This window comes from Marinovum sp. E3, from assembly GCF_055755275.1.
Genome location: NZ_JBVTQV010000009.1, coordinates 22,529 through 47,677, shown reverse-complemented (window position 1 = coordinate 47,677; position 25,149 = coordinate 22,529). Strand labels below are relative to the sequence as shown.

The 25,149-nt window shown below is 61.7% G+C and carries 23 protein-coding genes and 2 pseudogenes; 4 read left to right on the top strand and 21 right to left on the bottom strand.

Going from position 1 to position 25,149, the window contains the following annotated elements; genetic code table 11:
• Window positions 1-10: 10 nt before the first annotated feature.
• On the bottom strand, window positions 11-1,228 hold the full coding sequence (locus AC0J5K_RS23150) for an OsmC family protein (RefSeq protein WP_074839462.1): 1,218 nt from the start codon (window positions 1,226-1,228) through the stop codon (window positions 11-13).
• Between the two features lie 207 nt (window positions 1,229-1,435).
• Here AC0J5K_RS23150 and AC0J5K_RS23145 point away from each other — a divergent pair, with 207 nt between their 5' ends.
• The gene (locus tag AC0J5K_RS23145) at window positions 1,436-2,170 is read left to right on the top strand and encodes a GntR family transcriptional regulator (protein WP_048534770.1); all 735 of its coding nucleotides are present in this window, start codon (window positions 1,436-1,438) and stop codon (window positions 2,168-2,170) included.
• Window positions 2,171-2,349: 179 nt separating this feature from the next.
• On the opposite strand, the gene AC0J5K_RS23140 is transcribed toward AC0J5K_RS23145, so the two are convergent.
• The 13 genes from AC0J5K_RS23140 to AC0J5K_RS23080 form a co-directional block, all read right to left on the bottom strand.
• Window positions 2,350-3,141 (bottom strand): SDR family NAD(P)-dependent oxidoreductase, encoded by a 792-nt coding sequence (locus tag AC0J5K_RS23140; RefSeq protein ID WP_274563451.1) that lies wholly within the window; start codon window positions 3,139-3,141, stop codon window positions 2,350-2,352.
• 3 nt (window positions 3,142-3,144) lie between these two features.
• Window positions 3,145-4,131, bottom strand: coding sequence for a fumarylacetoacetate hydrolase family protein (locus tag AC0J5K_RS23135; protein ID WP_274563449.1), 987 nt, complete (start codon window positions 4,129-4,131; stop codon window positions 3,145-3,147).
• On the bottom strand, window positions 4,128-5,099 hold the full coding sequence (locus AC0J5K_RS23130; RefSeq protein WP_274563447.1) for a 3-hydroxyacyl-CoA dehydrogenase family protein: 972 nt from the start codon (window positions 5,097-5,099) through the stop codon (window positions 4,128-4,130). Before AC0J5K_RS23130 ends, AC0J5K_RS23135 begins: the two co-directional genes overlap by 4 nt.
• 4 nt (window positions 5,100-5,103) lie before the next feature.
• Window positions 5,104-5,439, bottom strand: a complete 336-nt coding sequence (locus tag AC0J5K_RS23125) for a cupin domain-containing protein (protein WP_211569010.1) — start codon at window positions 5,437-5,439, stop codon at window positions 5,104-5,106.
• Window positions 5,440-5,451: 12 nt separating this feature from the next.
• Window positions 5,452-5,982: a tripartite tricarboxylate transporter TctB family protein gene (locus tag AC0J5K_RS23120; RefSeq protein ID WP_074839451.1), complete on the bottom strand. Its 531-nt coding sequence runs from the start codon at window positions 5,980-5,982 to the stop codon at window positions 5,452-5,454.
• Window positions 5,975-7,501 (bottom strand): tripartite tricarboxylate transporter permease, encoded by a 1,527-nt coding sequence (locus AC0J5K_RS23115; RefSeq protein ID WP_048534778.1) that lies wholly within the window; start codon window positions 7,499-7,501, stop codon window positions 5,975-5,977. Before AC0J5K_RS23115 ends, AC0J5K_RS23120 begins: the two co-directional genes overlap by 8 nt.
• A 65-nt stretch (window positions 7,502-7,566) precedes the next feature.
• Complete coding sequence (locus AC0J5K_RS23110; protein WP_074839450.1) at window positions 7,567-8,595, bottom strand: type 2 periplasmic-binding domain-containing protein; 1,029 nt, start codon at window positions 8,593-8,595, stop codon at window positions 7,567-7,569.
• Between the two features lie 110 nt (window positions 8,596-8,705).
• Window positions 8,706-10,316: a sulfatase family protein gene (locus tag AC0J5K_RS23105; protein WP_274563430.1), complete on the bottom strand. Its 1,611-nt coding sequence runs from the start codon at window positions 10,314-10,316 to the stop codon at window positions 8,706-8,708.
• Window positions 10,317-10,324: 8 nt separating this feature from the next.
• On the bottom strand, window positions 10,325-11,158 hold the full coding sequence (locus AC0J5K_RS23100) for an enoyl-CoA hydratase/isomerase family protein (protein ID WP_048534783.1): 834 nt from the start codon (window positions 11,156-11,158) through the stop codon (window positions 10,325-10,327).
• An 11-nt stretch (window positions 11,159-11,169) separates the two neighbouring features.
• A complete protein-coding gene (locus AC0J5K_RS23095; RefSeq protein WP_274563428.1) occupies window positions 11,170-12,084 on the bottom strand; it encodes a 3-hydroxyacyl-CoA dehydrogenase family protein in 915 nt (304 codons plus the stop codon).
• A 3-nt stretch (window positions 12,085-12,087) separates the two neighbouring features.
• Window positions 12,088-12,897, bottom strand: a complete 810-nt coding sequence (locus AC0J5K_RS23090) for an SDR family NAD(P)-dependent oxidoreductase (protein ID WP_274563426.1) — start codon at window positions 12,895-12,897, stop codon at window positions 12,088-12,090.
• Between the two features lies 1 nt (window position 12,898).
• Window positions 12,899-13,702, bottom strand: coding sequence for a cyclase family protein (locus AC0J5K_RS23085; RefSeq protein ID WP_048534788.1), 804 nt, complete (start codon window positions 13,700-13,702; stop codon window positions 12,899-12,901).
• Window positions 13,703-13,714: 12 nt separating this feature from the next.
• On the bottom strand, window positions 13,715-14,527 hold the full coding sequence (locus tag AC0J5K_RS23080) for a cyclase family protein (RefSeq protein ID WP_274563417.1): 813 nt from the start codon (window positions 14,525-14,527) through the stop codon (window positions 13,715-13,717).
• 271 nt (window positions 14,528-14,798) lie between these two features.
• On the opposite strand from AC0J5K_RS23080, the gene AC0J5K_RS23075 reads away from it, so the two are divergent.
• Together AC0J5K_RS23075 and AC0J5K_RS23070 are read left to right on the top strand one after the other, a co-directional pair.
• Entirely contained in the window at window positions 14,799-16,406 is a 1,608-nt protein-coding gene (locus AC0J5K_RS23075; RefSeq protein WP_274563415.1) for a sulfatase-like hydrolase/transferase, read from the top strand.
• Between the two features lie 97 nt (window positions 16,407-16,503).
• Entirely contained in the window at window positions 16,504-17,391 is an 888-nt protein-coding gene (locus AC0J5K_RS23070) for a LysR family transcriptional regulator (protein WP_274563413.1), read from the top strand.
• Here AC0J5K_RS23070 and AC0J5K_RS23065 read toward each other — a convergent pair.
• From AC0J5K_RS23065 to AC0J5K_RS23045, 5 genes and pseudogenes are all read right to left on the bottom strand, one after another.
• Complete coding sequence (locus AC0J5K_RS23065) at window positions 17,352-17,963, bottom strand: hypothetical protein (protein WP_274563411.1); 612 nt, start codon at window positions 17,961-17,963, stop codon at window positions 17,352-17,354. The genes AC0J5K_RS23070 and AC0J5K_RS23065 overlap by 40 nt on opposite strands.
• Window positions 17,964-18,003: 40 nt before the next feature.
• Window positions 18,004-19,059, bottom strand: coding sequence for a plasmid replication protein RepC (repC, locus tag AC0J5K_RS23060; RefSeq protein ID WP_274563410.1), 1,056 nt, complete (start codon window positions 19,057-19,059; stop codon window positions 18,004-18,006).
• 240 nt (window positions 19,060-19,299) lie between these two features.
• Window positions 19,300-20,268 carry a plasmid partitioning protein RepB gene (repB, locus tag AC0J5K_RS23055; RefSeq protein WP_274563408.1) on the bottom strand — a complete coding sequence of 323 codons (969 nt, stop codon included), beginning with the start codon at window positions 20,266-20,268 and terminating at the stop codon, window positions 19,300-19,302.
• The gene (gene repA / locus AC0J5K_RS23050) at window positions 20,268-21,467 is read right to left on the bottom strand and encodes a plasmid partitioning protein RepA (RefSeq protein WP_274563406.1); all 1,200 of its coding nucleotides are present in this window, start codon (window positions 21,465-21,467) and stop codon (window positions 20,268-20,270) included. The genes repB and repA overlap by 1 nt, the downstream gene beginning before the upstream one ends.
• Before the next feature lie 366 nt (window positions 21,468-21,833).
• Window positions 21,834-22,691: pseudogene (locus tag AC0J5K_RS23045) on the bottom strand (recombinase family protein); the annotation flags it as partial.
• Between the two features lie 57 nt (window positions 22,692-22,748).
• Between AC0J5K_RS23045 and AC0J5K_RS23040 the strand changes: the two are divergent.
• Entirely contained in the window at window positions 22,749-23,468 is a 720-nt protein-coding gene (locus AC0J5K_RS23040) for an IS6 family transposase (protein ID WP_274563404.1), read from the top strand.
• A 180-nt stretch (window positions 23,469-23,648) separates the two neighbouring features.
• Here the strand turns inward: AC0J5K_RS23040 and AC0J5K_RS23035 are convergent.
• Together AC0J5K_RS23035 and AC0J5K_RS23030 are read right to left on the bottom strand one after the other, a co-directional pair.
• Window positions 23,649-23,912, bottom strand: a pseudogene (locus AC0J5K_RS23035) (IS21 family transposase); the annotation flags it as partial.
• Between the two features lie 38 nt (window positions 23,913-23,950).
• A protein-coding gene (locus tag AC0J5K_RS23030; protein WP_350185620.1) for an IS3 family transposase occupies window positions 23,951-25,110 on the bottom strand; the annotation gives its coding sequence in 2 pieces (ribosomal slippage) (window positions 23,951-24,852 and window positions 24,852-25,110; 1,161 coding nt in all).
• Window positions 25,111-25,149 lie beyond the last annotated feature (39 nt).

Here is a 25,149-nt window from a genome sequence, read left to right as displayed (position 1 = left end):
GTCGCGCCCCCTATGCTGCGGCAGTCGAAGCCGGTTTTGTCACCGTCTTCAGCTTGGTTTTCAGGTCGGTGCGGCAGAATGCATGCAGGAAACAGGTCTGTTCGCTCAGATCGAGCATCTCCTGCGCCACCGCGTCGCTTTCCTCGGTGGTCAGATAGACATGGGTTTCCACCGGATCGGCCTCGCCTGCCCTGCCCGTGCCGCCAGAGGCGCCGCCAAGGCTGAAATGCGTGTCCTGAAGGATCTGATACTGCGGCAGATCGAGCCCCAGCATCGGCACCAGCCGGCCGAACTGCGTCATGAAGCAAAAGCCGATGCCGGCCGAGATATAGCTGGCCGCATCCGGCGCCCTGCCCCTGCCGCCATCCACCTCGGCCTCTTCCGAGAGAAACAGCCATTCCTTGCCATGCGGCGAATAAAGCTGCTGGCGGATTTCCTTCATCCCGTCGGCGCGCAGAACGGCGGTGGCGGCGATGTTCAGCCGGCGGTCCTGATGTTCCGACAGCGACGAAGCCGCCTTTTCGGTGCCCCCTTGCACCGGCTTCTTCTCGGTGAGGCCGAGAGGTGCCAGCAGCGTCTCGCCCCCCGCCGTCATCTCTGCCCGCGCGCCGGCGTCGCTGGGATCGGGCAGCAGCGGCGCCGCCAGCTTCGCCACCTTCTTCGGCGCCAGCTCCACGCCGTTTTTCGACAGCGCGAACAGGCTGTCATGCTCGCCCCGCATCAGCCCGTTCAACGGCGAGGCATGCACCGCGTTCATCAGGAACTGCGTCAGCGCGCCGCCCGACAGGTCGCAATCGATCTCGACCTGCAATTCCACCGGTTCGGCGCCGCCCACCATCGTGCGCTTCTGCATCGAGCCGGTCATGGTGTAGTAATTGTCCAGCGTCAGCTTCAGGTGCCGGATCTCGATGCCGTCCCGCCGCGCCAGCGCGGTGATCTCGTTCATGTAGGATGCGATCATGCCGACGGTCAGAAACGACAGCGGCGGCGGCGCGGCGTCATGCCCGTTCAGGTACTTGCCCTCGTCCGACACCATCCGCCAGGTCCTAGCCGAGCGGCGCGAGGACACCAGCGCCTCTTTCTGGAAGCCCGACAGCGAGGTGACCAGCGTGCGCAAGGCATCGCCACGGCGGATTTCCGGCGTGCCGGGACCGAGGCTGTCGTAATTCCCGATCTCGTGGATCAGGGGCAACCCGCTTTCGGCGATCCTGTTGGTTCCAAGTGGCATCGTCGTCCTCCATTTGCCCGAAAGGGAGCGATGGCCGCAGCCCTGCCGTGGCACATTTTGTATCCAAAAATCTCGGATACCCTCCCGATTTATAGATTCGTACCATAAACGTATCCGTATTTCAAGAACGGATGCATATTTGACCAAATGGCCGGCAAGCTGCTATGACGAGGCAAGAAATGTATTCAAAGAGGGCCGAAATCGCATATGGGCACCGCAGTCGAAACCGCTGTCTCCGAGCTTCGGGCGATGATCGTGAATGGCGAGCTGCCGGTCTCCGACCGGGTGACGGAAAGCAGCGCGGCCAGCCTCCTCGGCCTCTCGCGCACCCCGGTCCGGGCCGCGCTGGCCCAGCTCGAGACCGAGGGGCTGCTGGTCAAGCTGGAGGGGCGCGGCTACAAGATCCGGCCCTTCAGCCTCGAAGATCTGGAAAAGGCCTCCGAGGTGCGCGCCGCGCTCGAGGCGCTGGCCGCCGGACGCCTCGCCAGCCTTGGCCCGTCGCAAGAGACCGTGGCGGCGATTGAAAGCTCGATTGCCATGACCGAGGGGATTGTCAGCCGCAGCGCCGTCACCCGGCGCGAGGTGGCGATCTATCAGGAGGCCAACGAGCTGTTTCACACCACCATCGTCGATGCCTGCGACAATGATTTCGTCCGCCTCGGGCTGGAAAAGATCGCCAATATCCCGATTGTCGCCCCCGGCGCCTTTACCGAGGTCGAGGGCATGGCGCAGGCCGAAATGCTGCGGATCACGGTCGGGCATACCCAGCACGTCATCATCTGGGATGCGATCCGCGCCGGCGATGCGGTACGCGCCGAACACATGATGCGCGAACACGCCGGCGCGCCGGTGCGCTACGCCCGGCTGTTCATCGGCGAGGGCTATTACAAGAAGCTGCTGTCAAGTGGCATCGTCGAACGCGGCTCGGCCGGCCCCGGCTGAGCGCTCATCCGGCCCAGAGCGCCGAAACCGGCGGCAACAATTACGACAACCTCATATCGCCCCGCACGCTCCGCGGCCTTCGTTCCTTGGGACGACGCTGCGCACGAAAGGGCAGCTTGACGCAAGACGCTCGGGCCAAGGCAGGCCAAACCAAAGCAACCCGGCAATGCCCCGCGCCTTCAATTGGCCGAAAATCCCCCATCGACGTTGATCGTCTCGCCAGTGATCAGACCGGATGCAGGGGAGGCGAGAAAGATCAGCACGCCGGCGAAATCGTCCGGCTCGGCCAGGCGGCCCAGCGGAATGCGAGACAAGACGCCCTTGCGGGCCTCGTTGGCGCGCTCGTTATCCTCGAAGAGCCAGGCCGTGAGTTCCGAGCGGAACACCGTCGGCGCAATGGCGTTGACGCGGATGTCGTGCTGGCCCCATTCGGTGGCCAACGACTTGGTGATCATGTCGACGGCGGCTTTGGAAGGGCCATAGGCGCTGGTGCCCGCGGGCGTGGCAAACCGCGCCCGGACCGAGGACACCGGGATGATCGCCCCGCCCCGCCCTCGGTCGATCATCGCCTTGCCCGCGGCACGGCACAGCAGCCAGGTCTGGCGCACGTTGGCATCCATCACCTTGTCCCAGGTCTCCAGGTCCATCTCGATGGCCGGTTTGACGGCGGCCGTCCCCGACGCGGGCACGAGAATATCCAGCCCCCTGCCCTCGGCACAGGCGGCGGCAACCATGGCGTCACAGGCGTCCTCATCCGAGGGGCGGCCTTCCACCATGGTCACACCTGCGCCCCCAGCCTTGAGTTCCTCCGCGATCTCGGAGAGCTTTTCGGCATTGCCCCCAGCAATCGTCACATGCGCCCCGGCACCCGCCAAGGCACGCGCCGCGGCGGCGCCCAGGGCGCCGGTCGCGCCGCTGATCAGGGCGGATTTGTCGGACAAATCAAACAGTTTGGCGATACTCGGGTTCATTCCCTAGCCTTTCTTTTCTGCAATACGGTTGCGCAGGATGCCGATGCCCTCGACTTCCAGTTCCACGACATCGCCGGGCTTGATCCAGCGCTCCATCTCGTCGCCGCAGCCATTGGCGACGGTGCCCGAGCCGATGAAATCGCCGGGATAAAGCGTCTCGTGACGCGAGATATAGGCGATGATGCGGGCGAAGCTGTGGTACATGTCGGTGGAGTTCGACCGCGACCATTCCTCGCCATTGATGCGGGCCATCATCTCCAGATTTCCGGCGTCCAGCTCGTCCGGCGTGACCAGGCACGGCCCCATGATGTTGCCGCGGTCCATGTCCTTGCCCTTGGCCGGGCCGAGGAACATCTGCACCTCGCCGGGAATGACATCGCGGGCGGAAATGTCATTGAAGATGGTGTAGCCGCCGATATGGGCAGGCGCATCCTCTTCGCTGATGTTCACACCCTCCTTGCCAATGTAGATGCCGAACTCCAGCTCGTAGTCCAGCTTCTCGGTATAGTCGGGCCAGGGCACTTCTTCCTCGGGGCCGATCACCGACATCGGGTTGCCCTTGTAATAGATCGGCGCCTCGTACCAGCGCGGCGGGGTCTTCTTGCCGGTACGGCGCTCGAAGTTGATCATGTGACCTTCGAAGGACAGCGTATCGCGGATCGAGTTCGGGCGCGGCACCGGGGCCAGCAAGCGCACGGCATCTTCGGCGTAGAGCAGTTGCGCGCCATCCGGGCCGGTGCGGGTGCCTTTGGCGACGAAATCCAACGCCTCATTGGCGGCCCGGCGGCTGAGCGCGCCACCGGCCAGAAAGCCAATCATTTCAGGGGGCAGCAACGCGTCGGCAATCTCGAATGGCCGGCCGGTGTCACCGCTTGCAGCCAGTTGCGCGGCACAGGCAAGGTTCAGGTCGACGATGCCCGCGTCGGTCAGGGCGCCGATGCGTTCGACGCGCCCCACAGGCGTTGCGATTTCAAAAGTGACAAGTTTCACGAGTTGTCCCCTGTGCTCGGGTTGTTGCTGCGATAGACCGCCAGTTGGCGCATCAGCTTGCGGTCGCGTTCGGCATAGATGTCTTCCGTGGTACGGCCCGCATAATCGTACCAGCCCTTGCCGGATTTCACGCCCAGCTCACCACGTTCAACCTTTTCGCCAAGGTCGGGTGACGCCTTTTCGGCATTGCTCAACTTCTTGAAAACGTTATTTGACACGCGCCATGAAGTATCCAGACCGATGAAATCCTCGGCCTCCATAGGACCAAGGCAGGCCAGCCGGAATCCGAAGCTCGCGCGGACGGCGGCATCCAGGTCTTCCGGCGTCACCACCCCGTTGTCGAGCAGAAAGTCCACCTCGCGTTCCAATGCGCCGGTCAGCCGGTTGATGATGAAGCCCGGCACCTCCTTGCGGACCCGCACCGGCACCTTGCCGGCGCGTTCCATCACCGCGATCACCGCGTCGATGGCGGCGGGGTCGGTGGCTTCCCCATGATGTACCTCGACCGCGGGGATCAGGTGGGCGGGGTTGAAATAATGCAGGCCGACGACACGTTCGGGCGTCGCCATCTCGCCGGTCATCTGGCTGACGGTAAAGCTGGAGGTGTTCGAGCCGATCAGCACGTCACGAGGCAGACCATCGAGCGCGGCAAAGACCTCTTTCTTGATCTCCAGCACCTCCGGCACGGTTTCGACCACAAGCTGCGCCCCCTCGGTCGCATCGGCGAAATCGTCGAAGAAATACACCGACACACGGCCCAGCACGGCCTCGGGATCGGCGATCAACCCTTCCTCCTGCGCCAGCCGCAAACTGGACGCCATTTGCGCCTTACCGCGCTGCAACTGCTCGGGCGAGCGGTCCACGGCGCGCACGGCGAACCCGGCCTCGGCGAAGTTCTGCACGATGCCCAGCCCCATGGTGCCGAAGCCGATGACCGTGACGGTGGTAATCCGGGATGCGTCGTACATGGCGTCAGTTCGGCGAGATGACGAGCATCTGAACGGCGTGGTTGGTGGCGTTGACGATCGACCGTTCGGTATTGGGCGGGATGTAGCAGCTGTCGTACTTGCCGATCACGGTGTCGCCTTCGGCGGTGGTCACAGTGATCTCCCCCTCCAGCACGACATAGACCTTGCCGGTGGGCGCGGCGGCCTTGTCGGCCCCGCCACCGGGCAGGAAGGTGGAAAAGCCCACCCAGTAATCCTCGAGGCCGGTCACCCCCTGCCCCTGCAACCGCATGGCCGTCATTCCGAAATGGCCCTTGGCGTCATAGGCCTTGGCGTCGTCAAATCGTGTCACGTCTATCATGGTCATTCTTCCTTACAGTCCGAGCGCGTCGGTGAAATAGCCGGTGGGCAGGTTGATCGACATCGACTTGCCGAAGACGAAATGGATCGCGAGCCAGAAGGCGATGCCTGACAACACGGCGACGATCCTGTTTTCCTTGTTGAGCCAGAGGGCGATTGTCACGAACACCGGAACGGCGAGCTTCGGACCAAAGGCCATGGTGCCCGCGATGAGGCAGACGAAGACCACCAGCGCCCGCAGAATGCCCGCGCGGAACTCGACAAGAAAGGGCGGGCCGGTGTCGCCGAATTCTTCCTCCGGATCGTATTCCGCGTCCCAGCGCGCCGGGTTGCGCAACTTTCCCACGCCATAGACGGTGCCGATGATCAGGATGCTGATGGTGATGAACCAAGGGAAAAACGTGGCCCGCTGCGGCAACGGTTGCAGCATCCAGATGAAGACCACCGCAATCACCATGATCGTCACGGCAATGATCCAGTCGGCCTTTCTGCCAAAGCCGATGGCGGCACGGCGTTCGGGGGAGAGATCGTCAGGATCAGTCATTGGCCTTGGCCTCTCTGCCATACCGGTCGAGCAGCAGGCGGCGGATCGGTTTGGAGAACAGCATGAACAGGATCATCATTTCGAGGATCAGCACGATGGGCCGTTCGTAAAGCCAGGTCAGGCCATAGCGGTCCCATGCGGCAAAGAAGTAGGGTTCTGCGATGCCGCCCAGGATCAGGCCCATGACCATTGGCACGCGGGGCCAGTCCATGTGCTTGAAGATGTAGCCCGCCATGCCGGCGGCGGCGAAGAAGCCGATATCGCCCAGCGACAGGTTGGAGAAGGACGCCCCCATGACCATCGCGGCCAGGATGAAGGGCACCAGAAGCGTTGCGCGCACGAAGCAGAGCCGCACCAGGTAGCGCTGGAAGACAAGGCAGAGCACGGCGGCGATGATATTGGCGACGGTCACGACATTGACCATCATGAAGGTCTCGTCGAGCTTGTAGGTCAGCATGTCCCGGCCCGGGCGCACACCGAGGACGACAAAGATGCCCAGCAGCACCGCCATCGGTGGATTGCCCGGCACGCCGAAAGCGACGGTGGGGATGATCGCGCCGGGCAGGTGCGCGGCGGTGCCGGTTTCAGGCGCGATGATACCCCGCACGTTGCCCTTGCCGTATTCATGCTCGGGGTTCTTGTCGCCGGATACGGCTGAGGCATAGCACATCCACTCTGCCACGTTGCCGCCGAGGCCGGGTATGAAACCGGTGACAACCCCGATGACCGAACAGCGGAACACCAGCCACCAGTTGCGGACGCAGTCCATCATGCCGTCCCAGAGACCCGCGATCTTCTCGACAGGCTTGGATTCTGCGATGGACCGGTTGCGGGCGGCAAGATCGATGATCTCGGGCACCCCGAACAGGCCCAGCAGGATCGGGATGATCGGCAGACCCTCCCAAAGATATAGGAACGGGCCGATGAAACGCGGATCGCCGGTGCCCGGCGCCTGCCCGACAGTCGACAGGATCAGCCCCAGCCCCGCCATCATCAGCCCACGCGACTGGCTGCGGCCAGACAGCGAAGCCGCCATGACGAGGCCCAGCACCACCATCATGAAGAACTCGGGCGAGGAGAAGCTGTTTACCAGCGCGCGCAGGAGCGGCAGGAACAGAATAAATATCACGGTCGCCACCAGCGTGCCGAAGATCGATCCGAAATAGGAGGCCGAGAGCGCCCGGCCCGCCTCGCCCCGCTTCGACATCGGGTATCCGTCAAGCGAGGTCGCCAGCGCCGCCGCCGTGCCCGGCACGCCGAGCAGGACAGCGGGGATCGAGTCGGTCTGGACGGTCACGGCATAGACCCCGAGCAGCATGGCAATCGCGGCCAGCGGATCGCCCATCTGCAACGCGAAGGGGATCAGCAGGATATGCGCCACCAGCCCGCCAAGGCCGGGGATCAGCCCGACGACCATGCCCGCCACGATGCCGATCATCATCGCGCCAAAGACATTGGGGGTAAAGACGATGCCCATACCCGATGCGAATGCGTTGAAAATAACGGTGAGTTCTTCCATGTCCGCCCCAAGCGCGTCCTGCCTGCCGGCGCCGCGTGGCGCCCGGCAGGCCAGTTTCCGTCAGTTCAGTTGGCGTTGACCGCGATGATCCGGTCGACGATGTCGCGGGCGGCCGGGCCGTCCGTCCATTCCGCCGGCAGACCATATTGTTTTTCGTGCAGCGCCAGGAACTCCGGGTCGCTCGCCGCCGCCGCGAAACCGGCTGACAGCGTGTCAACGAAATCGGCCGGGGTGCCCGCGGGCGCCCAGACCTGGTTCGAGACATTCGAGGTCAGCGATTGCAGGGTCATCTGGTCCCATGCCGGGGTTCCGGGTGCGTCCGCGTTCACTTTCAGCACCGCTTCATGCCCTGTGGGAATGTCGAGCGCGCCCGAGCGCACCACCTCGCCCGCTTCGGTAAAGCCGTACTGGATCATCGGCACGGCACCGTCCTGCGAAAGATCGGGACCGAAGCGCAGCCATTCGATCGCCGACATCGGCATCGCGTCCACCTCGCCGGTGCGGAACGCCTGAAGCGTGTCGGGGAAGCGCTGGTACGAGGTGATGAACCGGGCTTCGACCCCGGCCAGCTCGACAAATGCCTCGTAATAGGGCGTGGCGTCGCTTTCCATGCCAAGGATCAGTTCGTCCTCCATCGCCAGCAGGTCGTCGATGTTCTCGATCCCGTCCTTCTTGACCACCAAGAGCCGCGTCAGTTTCTGCGCGCCGACGATCTGCATCTCGGACAGGTCGAACTTGGCGCTGCTGTCGCCCGCCGCCGCCTTGTTGACCGCCAGGCCGTTCATCGTGCCGATGTTCAACCCGTCCGGCTCGACCGCGTTGGCGGTATAGTTGGCCGAGATCATCGACCCCGCTCCGGGCTTGTTGATCACGTTGATCTCGGGGGTGCCGGGCAGGTGTTTCGTCACGAAAGGCATCAGCGACCGGTACCACACGTCAGGCGGCGAGCCCGGCCCACCGAAGCTGACGAAATTGATGGTCTTGCCGGCGTAATCCGCAGCCTGCGCGTGGCCTGTCACAGCGAGCGTCGCGGCCAGAGTCATGGCGGCAGCGCCTGCCATCATCTTGCGGCGGGAAATCGTGCATTCTGTCATGGTTTTCCTCCCAGAAATGTTGTCTCAGACTCGTCGATATCGGCGGATTTCGCCAATGCCGAGTTCACTAACTGTCATAACTCTTGATTATGACACTGACGAATTCCAACTCAGGCCACATGCGTCGCATACGGCGCGGTATCGCCAAGCCGAATGGTTTCACGCAGCATAGATTCCGTCATTTCTCCCTTTTTTATAACGTGTTCGACGTCACTCCATAGATTGCGCATTTCGTGCGGGTCGGTATTTCGGTCAAAAAGCTGGCCGCCGTCCATTCCTTGCCATAATGTCAAACGCCAGTTGTCTTCGATGTAGCTGCGGGTGCGCAACCCGTGCTCATGGCCCAGGTGCGCGCCCAGTTCGTCCTCTTCGATCAGGATGCCCCGGCGCGGGGTTTCCGCCTTGCCGTCGAGCACATCCAGTAGCGGCACGCCTTGGTTGCCGTTGAAAGACGCAAGCCCGGCTCGCGCAAGGATCATCGCGCCGATATCGATTGAACTGCCTGGCAGGTCAGTGCGCTTGCCGCCAATTCGGGCTGGATCGGCCCAGATGAAGGGCACGCGCAGCACACCCTCGTAATGCAACCCGTGTTTCAGCATCAGCCCATGGTCTCCCATGAAATCGCCGTGATCCGAGGTAAAGATCACCACCGTATTCTCCGTGAGCCCGCACGCCTCGAGATGCGCCAGAAGCCCGGCAATGGCATCGTCGATGCAACTGATCATGCCGTAGGTCAGCGCGAGGATCTGGCGGACCTCGTCTGCGCTTGCACAGAAGGGTAGCGGGCCGAGCCTGTCGCCCGTGCCTTGGCCCTGTTCTCTGCGCAGCCGCTTCAGCATCTCGGGTTCGTTCTCCTCGCGGGCGGCGAAGGATGGCGGCAGCGGCATGTCGGCGGGGTCGTACATGTCCCAGTAGCGCCCCGGCGGCGTAAAGGGGTGGTGCGGGTCGGTGAAGGAACAATGCAGGAAAAACGGATCGTCGGGGCGCTCGTTCAGGTGCCTGTCGATGAAGTCGCGCGACTGCCCGGCGATATAGGCGGTGGGATAAAGCTCCTCCGGCACCGCCGTGCGCCAGGCCTGCGGCGCGGTCACATCCGAGGTCAGGGCGTTCGCGGGCCCGCGCAGGGCATCACCGTTGCCCCCGGCCCGTTCGTTCAGCCAGCCGGTATAATGGCCCTGTACGTGATCGGCATGGCCATTGGCGAAGCGGACGTGATCGAAGCCATAATAGGGCAGGTCCGGCCCCTCCCGACCCGGATCGGCATGCCAGAGCGGCATCAGCTCGGCCTCGTATTCCGGCCCGGTGCGGCGCGTGCGGCTGGCATCGGACAGGGCCTCGGGCGGCGGGCTGCCCGAGGCGTCGGCGGGAAAGATGTCGGCCTCGTCCAGCGGATGCCCGGTGATGTTCTGCGCATGGCACTTGCCCACCATCGCGGTGTGATAGCCCCCTGCCCGCAGCACATCCACATAGGTCACCGCATCCAGCGCCAGCGGAATGCCGTTGTGCCTTGTGCCGTTCACCGAGGGCATCCGCCCGGTTAGGATGGCGATCCGGTTGGGCATGCAGATCGGGCAAGCCACGTAGAACCGGTCGAACACCGTGCCGCGCGCCGCCAGCCCGTCGATGGTCGGCGTCTTGACCACCGGGTTGCCGTAGCATCCCAGGTGGTCCGCGCGCTGCTGATCCGTCGAGATCAGAAGGATATTCGGCCGGTCCGACATCGACGATCCTACTTGTCCTCGTCGTACTTGATGTATTCGAAGTCATGCTCCGAATGCGACAGGTTGAAGGAATACATCTCGCTGATGACGTGAATGCGGAAGTCCCGCTCGACCACGGCTTTCCAGGGGCGCACGCAGATGTAATGCGTCATCCGGCGGCACGAGCGGCTTTTCTTCATGATGTCGCGCGCCAATTCCCAGGCGCGTTCGACGATCTGGTCGCGCTCGACCACCTCGTTCACCGCGCCCAGTTCCAGGCATTTCTGCGCATCGAAGGACTGGCAGGTCAGCATCGCGTAATTGCCGCGTTTGATGCCGAGGATCTCTTGCAAACACAGCCCCATGCCGTCGCCCGGCACGTGACCCGAGTCCATTCCGAAATGATCGTCCTGCAATATGAAATCGGGGGTGCAGAGCGTGATGTCGCTCATCATGCACATTTCCCAATGGATGCCCTTGCCGTTGATCGCGGCGATGGTCGGGATTTCGATGTCGTTGACGAAGTTTTCGACGATCTTCAGCGTGTCATAGATCTGTACGTCATAGCGCTGGTCGTCGTCGGGCGATTGCTCGACTTCCTTGAAGCTTTCGACATCCCATTCATTGATCCACTTGTCGCCCGACGAGGTCAGGATCAGCACTTCGTTCTTCTTGTCGTGGCCGATCACCGTCCAGAGCTCGGCCAGGGCGTGGTGCATCTGATAGCTCCACTTCACCGGGCCGCCCTTGGTGTGCATCTGCACTTCGAGGATGCCGTTCTCGCGCTTGAACTTGAAGAATTCCTTGAAGCGCTCGGCGTATTCCTCGAGCTCGGGGACCGGGTAGTATGAATTGATCGCCATGGGTCTTGTTCCTAGTTTTGGTTTGATCTGGCTTGCGCGATCAAGGCATCGCGCAGGCGTTTGCGGACGGCTTCGGCCTTGTCCGGCGTCCATTTGTAAAAGCCCTCGCCGCTCGACATGCCCAGCTTGCCCTCGGCCACGAGTTGCTCCAGCAGCGGGTGCGGAGAGGACGTACAGTCAAGGTCGGGCATCAGGGTTTCGTGGATGGCCTGCGTCAGGTTGAGCCCGACCAGATCGGATTGCTCCAATGGCCCCAGCACGCCCAGACGGCTGCCAAAGCCGTATTTCACCACGTCATCGACGGTTTCCGCGTCGCAGACGCCATTCGCCACCAGCGCGATGGCCTCGCGCTTGAGCGCATGTTGCAGGCGGTTGCCGATAAAGCCCGGCACGTCCTTCTTTACGTGTACCGCCTTGTACCCGGCGGCGCCGAGCAGGCGCATCGTGCGCTTCACCGTATCGCGCCGGGTGGTCCTGGCCTCGACAACCTCGACCAGTTTCACCAGGTGCGGCGGGTTCCAGAAATGGGTGCCGACCACCCGTCCGGGATGCAGCGCCTTTTCGGCGATCCGCCCGATCGGCAGGGCCGAGGTGTTCGAAGCGATGATCGCCTCCGGGGCAACCGTCGCTTCCAGTTCGGCGACGATGAATTGCTTGACCGCGAGGTTCTCGGTCGCCGCTTCGATCACCAGCGTGGCCGTTTCCGCCGCCTCGGCCAGGCTGGAAGCCGCTTGCACCGATTGCGCGATATGGGGGGGATCGCCGAACAAGTCGGCGATCCCGGCGAGGCGCTCGGGGAGCGCTGTGAGCGCCTCGGTCGACCGGTCGAACACGCGCACCCGATGGCCGGCGGAGGCCAGCGCATAGGCGATGGCATGGCCCATGAGGCCCGCGCCGACAATCGCGATGTCCTGCGGTGTCGTCATCGCTCAGCCCGCCGTAAAGCCGCCATCGACATACATGATCTGCCCGGTACAGAAATCCGACGCCGGAGCCAGCAGATAGAGCGCCATGCCCATCAGATCCTCGGCCTCGCCCAGACGGCCCAGCGGAATGCGTGCGGCAGAGCGTTTCTTGGTGGCCTGTCCCACGGGATCGTCGCTCCACATCCAGGCGGTCAGCTTGGAGCGAAAGACAGTGGGCGCAATGGAATTGACGGTAATGCCGTGCTGCCCCCATTCGGTCGCCAGCACCCTTGTCAGCGCATCGGTCGCGCCCTTCGACGTGCAATAGCCGGTATAGCCTGAGATATTGCCATGCCGCCCCCGGACCGAGGACATCATCAGCATCTTGCCTTTGATCTCGTTCTCGATCCAATAGGTGCCGATCGCCTTGGCCATGAACCACGCGCCGCGCACGTTGGCATCCATCACCGCCTGCCAGTCCTCGTAGCTGAGATCCTGGATGAACCCGGCCTTGTTGTAGCCAGAGGCGATCACCAACTGGTCGATCTTGCCGTAGGTTTCGAGCGCGAAGTCGCGGATGGCCTCGGCGTCTTCAAGGCTGTCGGGGCGGCGTTTGAGCGTGACCGCCTCGCCGCCTACATCCTCGACTTCCGCTTTCACCTCGGCCAGTTCCTGCTCGGAGCCGGAGACCAACACCAGCTTGTTGCCAAGCGCGCCCAATGTCAGCGCGCAGGCCCGGCCGAACGCGCCGGAGGCACCGGTGATGACAGCGACCTTGCCGCGCACGTCGAACATCGAAAGCGGGTCGCGCAATGTGGGTGTGATTTCGCTCATCTCAGGCCCCCGTCGGAATGGTGAATTTCTGGTCGGGGTCGATCACCGCCATGACCCGCACGCCGCTGCCCTCGCCATCGGGCCAGCGCCAGGGGAAGGCCATGAAGGTGCAGCGCTTGCCGGTCACGAGATCCAGCTCGCCGCCCACGTTCTCGATCCCCGGAATGCCGCCCTTCACCATCAGGATCTTGTGTGCGGCTTCCCAATGGGGAAAATCCTCTTTCACGTCTCGGCCGGTGTATTCCTTGTATTCGTCGATCAGGTGCGGATGGGTCGGCCCCAGCCCGTGATCGACCAGTTTCGTCGCCATCGGGTGATCGTTCGCCTGCACGTCATAGCCCACCATCTTGACGCCCTTCTCCACCAGCCATTCGGCGCCGTCAGCGTAAATACCAGGAGAATATGCATAATATTCGTCGCTGTCGGCCAGTTTCTTGTGCATGCCGGTGTTGATCATCACGATGTCGCCGGGCTGGATCTTGGGCGTCGCGTTTTCCAGGTCTTCCGCCGTGATGACCTCCCATTTCTTCTTGGGGATCGACACCGCGACGCCGGTGCCGAAAAAGCGCGAGACGTCATAGCCGGTCAGCGTCGGCGTGTTCTCGGTCACGTGCAGCGGCGCGTCCATGTGGGTGCCACGGTGCAGGATGCCCTCGAACTCGGTCATGAACACGCCGTCCTTGGCGTGGAACTTGTTCACCGTGACGTTCACGCCAGGGCTCGATGGCCACTCGGGCATCATGTGGCCCCAGCGATGCGACAGGTTGTAATAGCGCAGACCGTTGCGGGTTTGTGTCTCTGCCATGGTCTTTCCCCCTCAGTCCGTGTTTCCTGGTTCGATCCGGTTCTTGCCGCCGGGATCGTTGATCGCCACCAGCCGCACCGGGCAGGCATCGCCGCCGTCGAATTTCCAATGTGGCAGCGCGTGGATCAGCGCCCCCTTGCCCAGCACGTCGTTCACGTCGCCGCCAACCTGCTCGATGGTGGGAATGCCCGCCGCCAGCAGCACCTTGTGCGCTCCGTTCCAGACGGGGTGTTCCTGCTTCGGGTCCTTGCCGGTCTCGTCGATGTATTTCTGGGTCAGCCGGTTCATCGTCGGCCCGCCCCGGTTGGGGCCGAGCGAGGTGGCCAGCGGATGGTCGACCTGCGGCGTATCCACGCCAACCAGGCCCACGTCCTTTTCCACCAGCCATTCGGCGGCATCAACGGACAACCCCGGCGCATCCCCGAAATATTCCAGCGATTCCGAATACTTCTCGTGCCAGCCGGTGACGATGATCACCAGCGCGCCGGGCAAGATGCGGTCGGCGTGAGGTTCCAGATCAGCGGCGGTCACAAGCTCCCACTGGCCTTTCGGGATCGACAGGATCACGCCATTTCCGAACAGCCGCTCCATCGCCAGTTCACCCACACCGATCGCCTTCTGGATCAGGTGCAAGGGCGCGTTCAGGTGAGTGCCGGTGTGCAGCACGGTCTTGATGCGATGCGCCATGACCCCGTGCTGCGCGTGCTTGACGCTGCGATAGAGGGTCACGTCGGGAAAACCGGGAAGCGAGGGCACGCCGTGACCCCATTCGTGGCTGAGTTCGTGAAAAACTAGGCCGGTTGCGGCTTCGGTGTGGCCGGACATGGAACCTCCCATCCTGAGTGCGAAGGCCCGTTACGCGGACCTGTTGGCTTGAACTTCTACGGATCGGCGGGCAGATGGGCCAATATCAACTGGGGCCATATCCATAACTTTTTAGAATGCCATGCATGCAAAACCTCAGCCTTCTGGCGCGATACGGCTGGCTTTCCGGCAGACTGCATAACTATTTCGCATGAAATCCGCCCTGTTATCTATTGGACGCTCCGCCGTGCCGGGTGTTACCCCTGACGTCGAAAACAAGGGAGAGGCCCGCGTGAACATCCTGTTTCTGATGATCGACCAGCTGCGGTACGACTACCTCGGCTGCACCGGCCACCCGACAATCCGCACCCCGAATATCGACGCGCTGGCCGCGCGTGGCGTTCGGTTCGACCGGGCCTACGTGCAATCGCCGATCTGCGGGCCAAGCCGGATGAGCTTCTACACCGGTCGGTACACCCATAGCCACGGCGCCACCTGGAACGGCGTGCCGTTGCCCGTGGGCGAGATGACCCTGGGCGATCACCTCAGGCCGCTCGGCATGAACACCGTGCTCTGCGGCAAGACCCACATGGCCCCCGACAGGGCGGGCATGGACCGGCTGGGGATCGACCCGAAGAGCACGGTGGGCCAAAGGCTGAGCGAATGCGGCTTCGACGCCTGGCTACGCCACGACGGCGAGCTGCCGGAATCGATGGACGGCGTCGCCACCCCCTATCAGGACTATTTGCGCAGCAAGGGGTATGACGGGTCAAACCCCTGGAATGAATGGGCGAATGCGGCCGAGGACAGCGACGGCACCCTGCGCTCCGGATGGTTGCTGAAATACGCGCGGCAGCACGCGCGTGTGGCGAACGAAGATACCGAGACCCCGTGGACAACGACCCGTGCCATCGACTATCTCGAACAGGCGGGCGATGCGCCCTGGTGCCTGCATGTCAGCTATATCAAGCCGCACTGGCCCTACGTCGCCCCTGCCCCCTATCACGACATGTACGGCCCCGAGGACGTGGTGCCGCCGGTGCGCGCCGAGTCCGAGCGCGACAATCCGCACCCGATCTTCGGCGACTACCAGAAGAAGCGCGTCAGCCAGGCGTTCTCACGCGATGAGGTGCGCGACACTGTGATCCCCGCCTACATGGGCCTGATTGGCCAGCTGGACGACGAGATCGGGCGGCTCCTGAAATACCTCGACGACACCGGCCAGCGCGACACTACCATGATCGTGCTGACCTCGGATCACGGCGATTACCTTGGCGATCACTGGATGGGCGAAAAGGAGCTGTTTCACGATTGCTCGTCCCGGGTGCCGCTGATCGTCGTCGATCCACGCGCCGAGGCCGACACCACCCGCGGCACCGTCAGCGACGCGCTTGTCGAGGCGATCGACCTGGTGCCGACATTCGTCCAAGCCGCTGGAGGGCAGCCGCGCTACGAAGTGCTCGAAGGGCGCTCGTTGATCGGCCATCTACACGGGCAACAGGGCCCGTGGCGCGACCATGTGATCAGCGAATACGACTATGATTTCAAGTCCACGCGCCTGTCGCTGGACCAGCCAATCGGGGAATGCCGGTTGGCGATGATATTCGACGGTCGCTACAAGCTGATGCACGCCGAAGGCTTCCGCCCGATGCTGCACGACCTCGCGGCCGATCCGCAGGAATTGCACGACCTGGGCGAAGACACAACCCATGTCAAAACGCGCGCACGGCTGATGGACCGGCTGAACGCCTGGTATCGCCGTCACCATTCCCGCACTACGATCTCGGATGCCGAGATCGCGCGGCGCGCGGGCGGCGACATGAAAAAAGGCATCTTTCTGGGCTTCTGGGACGAGGCCGAGTTGGCCGCAGCGCGAAAGGCGGGCGTTTCCGGCAACTGAGCCTCACCATAACCGAAAGGCAGGGATTTCAGCCGAAAACGGCCTCTGGCCATAATCAGCGGATATGATAGATTGCGGCCAGCCCGGAGGAGGCCCCATGCAATCGCGCCTGCTGAAAAGTTTTCTGGCGGTGGCCGACAAGAGCTCGATCACCGAGGCCGCCGCCGCGCTCAACGTCAGTCAGCCTGCGCTGACCAAATCGATCAAGCAGCTCGAGGCGGACCTGGGCGTCACTCTTTTCGAACGCACGTCCACCGGGGTTTCGCTGACCCGTTTTGGCAGCGTGTTGCAGCATCACGCCAAGATCATGGAGAACGAATACCGCCACGCCCTCAGCCGGATCGACGACCTGAAGGGCGGGCGAAAGGGTACCATCCGGATCGGGGCGGGGCCGATCTGGCTGGTGGCGATCCTGCCGCCCATCATCGCCCGGTTCCAGCGCGAGAACCCGGATGTCGATATCTCACTGCTCGGTGGCGTGATCGATACGCTGGTGCCCGATCTGCTGAACGGCGATCTGGACATCATCTGCGTATCGCTCGACTTTCCGAACCGCCCTGAGATTGCCAAGCAACCGCTCATCAATGTGCGCCATGTCCTGATCGCCGATCCGTCGCATCCCCTGGCCAAGCGTCGCGATCTGAGCCCGGCGGCGATCCATGGCTACCCGTGGATGATGTTGCGCAGCGACTATGTTGGCAACGAACGCATTGCTTCGTTTTTCGCCAGCCACGGGTTGTCGCCCCCGAATATCGCGTTCGAGACCACATCAATTCACAGCCTGCTTCAGGGGCTGCGCAACGGTCATTATATCGCTCACGTCCCGGACCGGATGTTGCCGCTGGCAAACTCGATGGGGTTGGAAGAGTTGCGACTGAACCAGACGATCTGGGAAACCCCGGCGGGCGTGGCGTGGCGGACTGGCGCACGGCCTTCGGCGTCGATTCAGAAATTCATGACGATACTGTCCGAACAGACCTCTTGATCCTTTGTGTCGTTCGCGCCAAGCGCTTGACCAGCAGAGGTGATCACCCTGCTTTGCCCGATGCGATCGACATTGCCTGCCGCTGAAAGCTCAGCGCCCTGCCCTTCTGCCGCCTGTCCACCGCTGTGGACATCGGCGTCTTCCCGAAGCTCGTCCTCGGGCCACATAAAGCCCGGGGAAACGGCAAGCTCGCCCGAGCGATCAAGCGTCACAAAGACCCCTGCCCGCCCGATCTTATCTACACCAAAGATCAGCGGCCGCGCGTCGATCTCGTCGGGGAATTCATCCTGCGCCTCGTATTCCACTTCAAGCGCCTGATACTCGGCAAGAGGTTTGGCATAGGCCGTGCCTTCGGCGTCCGTCATCGGCGCCGTGTCTTCGGATAGCCGGCGCAATCCGTGGCTGTAGCCATAAGGCAGGTCGAGCGAGACCTCGACCCACTTCTGGCTCTCGGTCGCGATGGCTTCAGCTTCAGCCCGAAGTTTCTCGCTGACCAGACACTCGAGCAAAGCAGGGCCTTCAAACCAGTCGCGCGCCATTTTCTCGATCTCACTTCCCGTTCTCTTTTTCACAGCGCTTCTCCACCTCCAAACATGTCCACCGCGGTGGTCGTCATGCAAAGGATGCCTCTGAACGAGAAAGCCTCTCCAACAAGAGTAATGGATTGAAGTCGGCCTGTCTGCGACCAAGCGTGATGCTATGGAAATACGCTCCAAAGTCTCGAATACGCGTGCCCATTTGGAGAATTATGAAAATGGCGCAGGATGCTTTCTGAGAGCCGATCTTCCTCGCAGCCTTTTCGAAGGCGCTTTCGTGGATTCCCATCATTGGAGCGAGTGTCCTGGCATGGCTTTCGACCTCGAGCCAGTTTCCAAGTGAGCTCGTAGCGAAAGATGTGGCTTGGTCACAAATGGCTGTGAGCATTTGCAGAGCGGGTGCTCCGCTGTCACTCGCGTTATCTAGATCTTTTTGTTCTTTTTCAGACGTAGAATGGTGCCGGTCAATTTGTCCGTCATTGGCGGGCAGTTTCATTGTATCCGGTGCGTCCACCGCGGTGGACATCTGCTCGCAATGACCTTCCAGCTCGCCGAGCAAGGCACGATACTCATTGATCGAAAGCTTCCTCCGAAGAACTCGGCGTACCTGATGAGTGAGTTCGTTCTCGGGGTCAGCTTCGTCGAGATGTGCGAGTCTGGTCAGGATTTTCTTTCGCAGAAATACGCGATCGCGGCGTGCGTTTTCCATCTCTTGCGCCGCCGCAAGTAGCTCGCTGGCACGCGCCAACAAAGGAGTCAGCGACAGGCCATAGGTGATAGATAGACCTTCCGAAGACTTTACTCGGTATCTTTTTCGATTTGGGCTGTCGTGACGATTCATAAAGCCGAGTTCGACAAAGCGATCGATGTGCCTGCGGAGCGTTCGTTCATCGATGCCGCCAATTCGACGGCAGATCTCGGCGTTGGACGCGAATACTGTGTCGCCATGCCCAGGCTTGAGAAAGCTCAACATCGCTTGGAGGGTTTGAACATGTCCGGGACGGAGGCCGAACAGGCTACGTGTGTCTCTGAGGGCTCGGAAGATAGCCCAGATGTCGGTTTCGGGTGTGGACGTGGGGGAGGGACCCTTGCCGACGCCCAAAGGTTGAACGGAAAGTTTTGTGAATGCCATGTTTTTTGAACGACGACCGTTGCGGCCCACAACTTTCCCGGCTCTTCCCGCAGTTTCAGGCGAGAAAAGGCAACAAAAAGCCGTCCACCGAAGTGGTGACTCTTGACCGGTATGTCGGAGATTGCTACATCACAGGTGCAAATCAGATGATGAGGGCTCTCCGGGGGAAACCTTGGGGGGCTCTTTTCTTTTTGGCCTTCGCCTTTCTCCTCTGCTCGTGTTTATAGTTGTTAACGGGGATCAGGCCCCCGAGCCTCTCTCATTCTGCCATTGTTCAAAAAGCTGCCGCAGCGTGGTTTCTGCGCGCTCTTCGAGCCAATGGCCGAATTCCGGGTTATCCTTGCGGGTGATCTTGATAGCGACCTGTTTTCCATCGACTGAAAGTGTGCCGACAGGGTTACCACTTTTGTCTTTCACCACCGTTGTTTGGCCACGGGCGCTTTGGCTGGCCGCGCCACGCGCTTTGCTGGTGCACGCGACGTAGACAGCTTGAAACTTGTCTGAGCTTGGAGTGGTGTCAGGGAGAGCGGCAAGCGTCTCCCGCGCAATATCGACAAGCGGTATCTTCTCTGAAAGTGCAGCCAGATCACCCCATTGCCGTCGACCCACGCCATGAGCCGGGCCGATAAGCGGGACAAGCTCGTCGGGCAGCTGACCGATGACCACACGATGGTTCGACACGCCTTGCCGGGTGAGGCCCAGAGCGTCCTGAATGACGCCCGGCTTGTAACCGGCTTCTTGCATCTCTTTGATGAAAAGAGACTTTTCAATGAAGGACGGATCCAGTCGCAGGTTGTTTTCCTGGCCTTGCGCGATCAGAGAGGCATCGTCATCGAGTGTCCGAACGATAGCCTTGACCGTTCCGCCAATTCTTCGAATGGCTGCAAGCCTGCGACGGCCGTAGATGATGCGGTATCGATCCGGTTGCTCTGAGGGGCGAACCATGATCGGCACTTGCTGACCATGCTTGCGAATGCTCTCGGCGAGTTCTTCAATGGTGCTATCTTCCAGGATCAGGCGATCCCGGAGGCCATCCATATCGATCCGGTCGGGCTCGATGTCTCGGATCGAGTTGGCGGTGATCTCTCGGAGAGAATCCCGCAACCCGCCAACCGAGCCAGGCAGCTTCGTGGATTTGACCGGGGCAGGGGAGGGGGCCGCCGGCTCTTTCTCGTCTTTCGGAGGTTGGTTGAAGATATTTCGGGCCATCAGCGACGCCCCCATGACATCTGGATTGTCTGTTCCAGCTCATCAGCAACGCTGTTCATGCTGGTCGTTGCCCGATCGATCGTTTTCCGAATGAGCTGGCTCGGGTCTACCTCGTAGATGGTTTGCTGAGTCATCCCGGCGTCGGAGATGGCTGTCGACTTCAGCATCGGCTCCGTCATGACCTGGCCCGCGAGGATTGAACGCAGGTACCCAGCCATTTGCGTTTGTGGCCCGTCCGAGGGCTCGTAGCGTGTGATCAGGAACTTCACGAAGTCCCAGGTGACATGCCGTCCAATCGCCTCTTCGACGGCTTTCACAGTTTCTGAAGCAAGTTTGAGGAACTGGCTCATCGAGGCGATGTCGAGCATGCCGGGAACCACCGTCACGAGCAGGCCTGTCGACGCTGCCAATGCCGTCAATGTCAGGAAACCCAACTGCGGGGGGCAGTCGATCAGCACGATGTCATAGTTGGAATCGACTTCCTCCAACGCCAGCGCCAGACGCTCCGCGAAAATCGGCTGAACCCTGCGCGCGAGCGCGTTCGCTGTCTCGGTCTCGTATTCGGACAACATCAAGCCGGCCGGGACCATGTCGAGCTTATGGAAGTATGTTTTCTGGATTACCTCAGAAAGTGGAACCTGATCCTCGTACCTCAGGGCGTCATAGATCGTGCCGCCTTCGGCAAATTCGAGCTCGGGCCGGAAGCCGAAAAAGGTTGTCAAACTGGCTTGAGGGTCGAGGTCCAGTACAAGCACACGGTAGCCGCGCAGGGCATACCGGTTTGCCAAATGGATCGTCGCCGTTGTCTTCGAGCTGCCGCCCTTGAAATTCACGACCGAAATGACCTGAAGGCGGTCGCCCTCTCGACGGCCGGGGCGGTATGCGTCAGCGTTCTTCCCCGTCCGCGCCAAAATGTTGCGGAGTTCGTCAACGTCTTCGGCCGTGTAGAACCTGTGGCCGCGACCGTCAGTGTGAACTTCTGGGAAACTGCCATCTTTGTGGCGGTTGCGCAGGTTCGACGTGCTGACGCGCAGCAGTTCAGCGACCTCGGTAGAGCTGAAGCGGCGCAGGGATTTTCGTTCTTCTGGCTCGAACGCAACTTTCATCTGCCGGTCAAGCGACTCAGCAAGACTGTCTGCGAACGCTCCGATGTCAGAAGAGCCTATGCCTTGCGCGAAGCCCGTATTTCGATCATCCATATTCTGCCGCCTCTCATGGCCTTTGCTAAGGCTCTTTATCATTCTGACGGTCGAAGCCACGTCTGACGCGTTTTGCCGTCAGAATGGAAATGCCACGAACATCTGAGTCCGGCAAGAAGAATCTAAATATAGTGGAAAAGTTATCCACAGCATCAATGCAGACGCGCGGAGCCTTTTTATTGTAACATATTGACTACTAACGAAAAAGGCCACATCTGGCGAGGCTGGTATCCTTCAAGAGATTTTCTGGTCGTGCGAACTAAGCCTAAGCCTTTGTTGGATATTTCGGTGGTTTCAGTCCGATTGAGGCGATGATTCTGGGAGATTATGGCCGAGCGACAAGAGCAGTTTGCCCACCATAAGCGCCTACAACAGGCCGAGGCGCTTTGCCCGCTCCAGCAGCATTCTGACAGAGGACGGCTGCCAGCGGGTTCGCCCACGCGGGGTGCGTTCGCGCATCGCCTCCAACCGGTCGCAGATTGCTTGCAGCGTGATGTCGGGATCCGCTCCCTTGTTAGCTGCGACAATGGCGGGCAAGCGGTCGTCAGTCGCGCGACGTCCGGCACGGGCGAGCACGTCGGCAGGAAGAAATCCGTCACGCACATAGGCTTTTACTGCGCGGAGCAAGCGGCTTTGCGTCCAGCGCCGATCATGGGGCAGGGGGCCATTGATGATCCGCAGCACGTCCTCCCAGGCCATGTCCGGCCGAAGGCGCCGCACATGTGGCACCCAGTCCTGTGCCGTCTCGTTGAGGCGCTCCACATAGCCGTCCTGCCGCGCAAGACGCACCTTGCGCAGAGCGGCCGGATCCCTGGCGCGCAGCCCGGGGTTGCCGCCGACACGCCCTTTGGTGCGCGCGCTGGCCAGCCCGGCCTTGGTGCGTTCGCGGATCAGGGCGCGTTCGAACTCGGCGGCGGCGCCCAGCACCTGGAGCGTGAACTTACCCTGTGGGGAGGATGTGTCGATCGGGTCCTGGAGCGAACGGAAAAAGGCACCCTTTGCCTCCAGCCGCTCGATTACCTCCAAGAGATGCGACAGAGACCGCGCAAGCCGGTCGATCCGCACGACGACCAGCGTGTCGCCCTTGCTGATCCGTTCGAGCACCCGCGCAAGCACCGGTCTGGCGCGATTGCCGCCTGAGGCATGCTCGTCAAAGATCTCTACGCATCCGGCAGATCGCAGGGCTTCAGACTGGGGCAGGGGGGTCTGATCCTCTGTGGATACGGGTCCCTTGCATTATGCAGGTGGTCGGTGCGATCTTGCTTGCGAGGAGGAGCCGCCATGCCGTGTCGTGACCCGTTCAAAGGCTATCGATTTCCGAAAGATGTGATCCTGCTCGCCGTTCGGTGGTATTGCCGGTATCCGCTGTCCTATCGCAACGTTCGCGATCTTCTTGCCGAGCGTGGGATCACGATCGACGCGGCCACGATATACCGTTGGGTGCAGAAGTTTGCTCCCGAAATCCGCAGACGCGCTTACGGTCGACACCGCAGCTGGCGCGGCCTGCAGTGGCATGTTGACGAAACCTTCGTCCGCGTGAATGGCCGATGGTGCTATCTTTGGCGTGCTGTCGACCAATGTGGCCAACTGATCGATTTCCGCCTGACGGCGCGGCGAACGGCCAGTGCAGCAAGGGCATTCATGCGCCAGGCATCGGACACCGTCCGCTGCTATCATCCTCTAACCAACGTGACCGACAAGGCTCACAGCTACGCGAAGGTTATCGGCGAGTGGAATGCCCGCTCGGGTCCGGAAGACGCAATTCGCCATGTCACCAGGAAGTATCTCAACAATCGGATTGAAGGCGATCATGCGGTGCTCAAGTATCGACTGGCGCCGATGCGCGGACTTCAAAGCCTGAGTTCTGCGAAAGCCACCCTGAAAGGGGTCGAAACGTTCCGCGCCATCCGCAACGGTCATTTCGCAGGATGCGAGCAGGGCGTCGCCAACGAGATAGCCTTCGTCAGGAATCTGTTCGATGATAAGAAAAAGGTCGCCTGAACAAGGCGTGACACGCTTTCACCGACCTGAACCCAACAACGCAACGGACCCATCTGAACAGGTGCCAGGACAGTTCAAGTAAACCGCCGGAAGAGAATCTGACCTCCAAACGACCATCCGGCAGTGTTCTCATCTCTTGATCGGGATGAAATTGGAAAGCTGACGCCTCATTATGTGCAAGGCCGTCGAAGCGGCCTTTGACCAGCCGGCCGCATAGCGCCGCACGGCATCGTAGCCGCCGCCGTAACCCCGGTTGCGCAGCTCTTCGTAAATCCGGACGAGCGTCAGGCGTTCCCGCTTCGGCCGCCGGGCATTCTCGGCCAGCATCTCGTCCAGTTCCGGCCGCCAAGGGGCAATCCTCGGACGAGGCTGCGTCGTGCGATCATAGTTGAACTCCGTGGCACCCGTCCGGATCACTTTGCGCACTGTGTTCCGCGAAACCCGATGACCTGCCCCTGACCTGCCCCCCGCTGGTCCCTCGCTCATGACGAGAGTCTGCCGGTTTGATTTTGGTAGTCGTCGGTTTCGGGCTTGGCAAGCGTGGCAGGCGCGGAGCCCTCAAATAGCTCAAGCGCCTGCCGCGCTTGCTTTGGCGTTCTGTTCCCCAGCGAAGAGTGCGGCCTGACGTTGTTGTAATCGTAGCGCCACAGCGCCAGCTTGCGGCGGGCATCGTCGAGGGTATCGAACAGCTCTTCATTGAGAAGCTCGTCCCGCAGGCTGCCGTTGAATGACTCGATAAAGGCATTCTGCTGCGGTTTTCCGGGGTCGATGTAATGCCAATCCACGCCGTTCCTGTCGGCCCATCTCAGGATTGCCCGGCTGGTGAATTCCGTGCCGTTATCACTGACAATGCAAGCAGGCTTTCCGTAGATCCGGACGAGCGCGTCCAGTTCTCGGGCAACTCGCTCACCTGAAATGCTGGTGTCTGCCGCCAGGCACAGGTTTTCCCGGCAGCAATCATCATTCACGGCCAAGATGCGAAACTTCCGCGACGCCCCGAAGCTGTCCGACAGGAAATCCAGGGACCAGCGCTGGTTGGTCTGTGTGGCTTCAGGCATTGGCGTTCTCGAGCCCCGGGCGCGTTTACGGCCCCGCCGTCGTTTCACTGCAAGGCCCTCCTCTCGGTAGAGGCGGTAAAGCTTTTTGTGGTTCATGATCATGCCTTTTCTCTCAAGCAGCACGCCGATCCGCCGGTAGCCGAACCGGCGGCGTCTGCCAGCGATCTCCTTCATCTCCTGGCGGATCTCAGGATGGTCGGGCGGGCGTTCGCGCCGGACCGTCTTGGGGTCGACACCGACAAGCCGGCAGGCCCTGCGCTGCGAGATGCCATGATCCCGCATCGCATTGAGCGCTGCCTCTCGCCGCTCCTTCGGTGCCGTCAGCTTTTTCCCAGCAGGTCTTTCAGAACCACATTGTCGAGCATCGTGTCTGCCAGCAGCCGCTTCAGCTTGCCGTTCTCATCTTCCAGCGCCTTCAGCCGCGCGGCCTCTGACACCTCCATGCCGCCATACTTGGACTTCAGCTTGTAAAAAGTCGCCGGGCTCAGGCCGTGCCGACGGCACACCTCCGCTGTCGGCATCCCGGCTTCCTGCTCTTTGATCATCCCGATGATTTGCGCCTCGGTGAAACGGCTCTTACGCATTCGTCTGCTCCTTCAGAGTTGGCGCAGACTCTACATCAT

What these genes read in the sequence shown, in the direction of transcription:
- AC0J5K_RS23150 (WP_074839462.1), bottom strand. Translation starts at nt 1,228, where the DNA reads ATGCCACTTGGAACCAACAGGATCGCCGAAAGCGGGTTGCCCCTGATC.
- AC0J5K_RS23145 (WP_048534770.1), top strand. Translation starts at nt 1,436, where the DNA reads ATGGGCACCGCAGTCGAAACCGCTGTCTCCGAGCTTCGGGCGATGATC.
- AC0J5K_RS23140 (WP_274563451.1), bottom strand. Translation starts at nt 3,141, where the DNA reads ATGAACCCGAGTATCGCCAAACTGTTTGATTTGTCCGACAAATCCGCC.
- AC0J5K_RS23130 (WP_274563447.1), bottom strand. Translation starts at nt 5,099, where the DNA reads ATGTACGACGCATCCCGGATTACCACCGTCACGGTCATCGGCTTCGGC.
- AC0J5K_RS23125 (WP_211569010.1), bottom strand. Translation starts at nt 5,439, where the DNA reads ATGATAGACGTGACACGATTTGACGACGCCAAGGCCTATGACGCCAAG.
- AC0J5K_RS23120 (WP_074839451.1), bottom strand. Translation starts at nt 5,982, where the DNA reads ATGACTGATCCTGACGATCTCTCCCCCGAACGCCGTGCCGCCATCGGC.
- AC0J5K_RS23115 (WP_048534778.1), bottom strand. Translation starts at nt 7,501, where the DNA reads ATGGAAGAACTCACCGTTATTTTCAACGCATTCGCATCGGGTATGGGC.
- AC0J5K_RS23110 (WP_074839450.1), bottom strand. Translation starts at nt 8,595, where the DNA reads ATGACAGAATGCACGATTTCCCGCCGCAAGATGATGGCAGGCGCTGCC.
- AC0J5K_RS23105 (WP_274563430.1), bottom strand. Translation starts at nt 10,316, where the DNA reads ATGTCGGACCGGCCGAATATCCTTCTGATCTCGACGGATCAGCAGCGC.
- AC0J5K_RS23100 (WP_048534783.1), bottom strand. Translation starts at nt 11,158, where the DNA reads ATGGCGATCAATTCATACTACCCGGTCCCCGAGCTCGAGGAATACGCC.
- AC0J5K_RS23095 (WP_274563428.1), bottom strand. Translation starts at nt 12,084, where the DNA reads ATGACGACACCGCAGGACATCGCGATTGTCGGCGCGGGCCTCATGGGC.
- AC0J5K_RS23090 (WP_274563426.1), bottom strand. Translation starts at nt 12,897, where the DNA reads ATGAGCGAAATCACACCCACATTGCGCGACCCGCTTTCGATGTTCGAC.
- AC0J5K_RS23085 (WP_048534788.1), bottom strand. Translation starts at nt 13,702, where the DNA reads ATGGCAGAGACACAAACCCGCAACGGTCTGCGCTATTACAACCTGTCG.
- AC0J5K_RS23080 (WP_274563417.1), bottom strand. Translation starts at nt 14,527, where the DNA reads ATGTCCGGCCACACCGAAGCCGCAACCGGCCTAGTTTTTCACGAACTC.
- AC0J5K_RS23070 (WP_274563413.1), top strand. Translation starts at nt 16,504, where the DNA reads ATGCAATCGCGCCTGCTGAAAAGTTTTCTGGCGGTGGCCGACAAGAGC.
- repC (WP_274563410.1), bottom strand. Translation starts at nt 19,059, where the DNA reads ATGGCATTCACAAAACTTTCCGTTCAACCTTTGGGCGTCGGCAAGGGT.
- repB (WP_274563408.1), bottom strand. Translation starts at nt 20,268, where the DNA reads ATGGCCCGAAATATCTTCAACCAACCTCCGAAAGACGAGAAAGAGCCG.
- repA (WP_274563406.1), bottom strand. Translation starts at nt 21,467, where the DNA reads ATGGATGATCGAAATACGGGCTTCGCGCAAGGCATAGGCTCTTCTGAC.
- AC0J5K_RS23040 (WP_274563404.1), top strand. Translation starts at nt 22,749, where the DNA reads ATGCCGTGTCGTGACCCGTTCAAAGGCTATCGATTTCCGAAAGATGTG.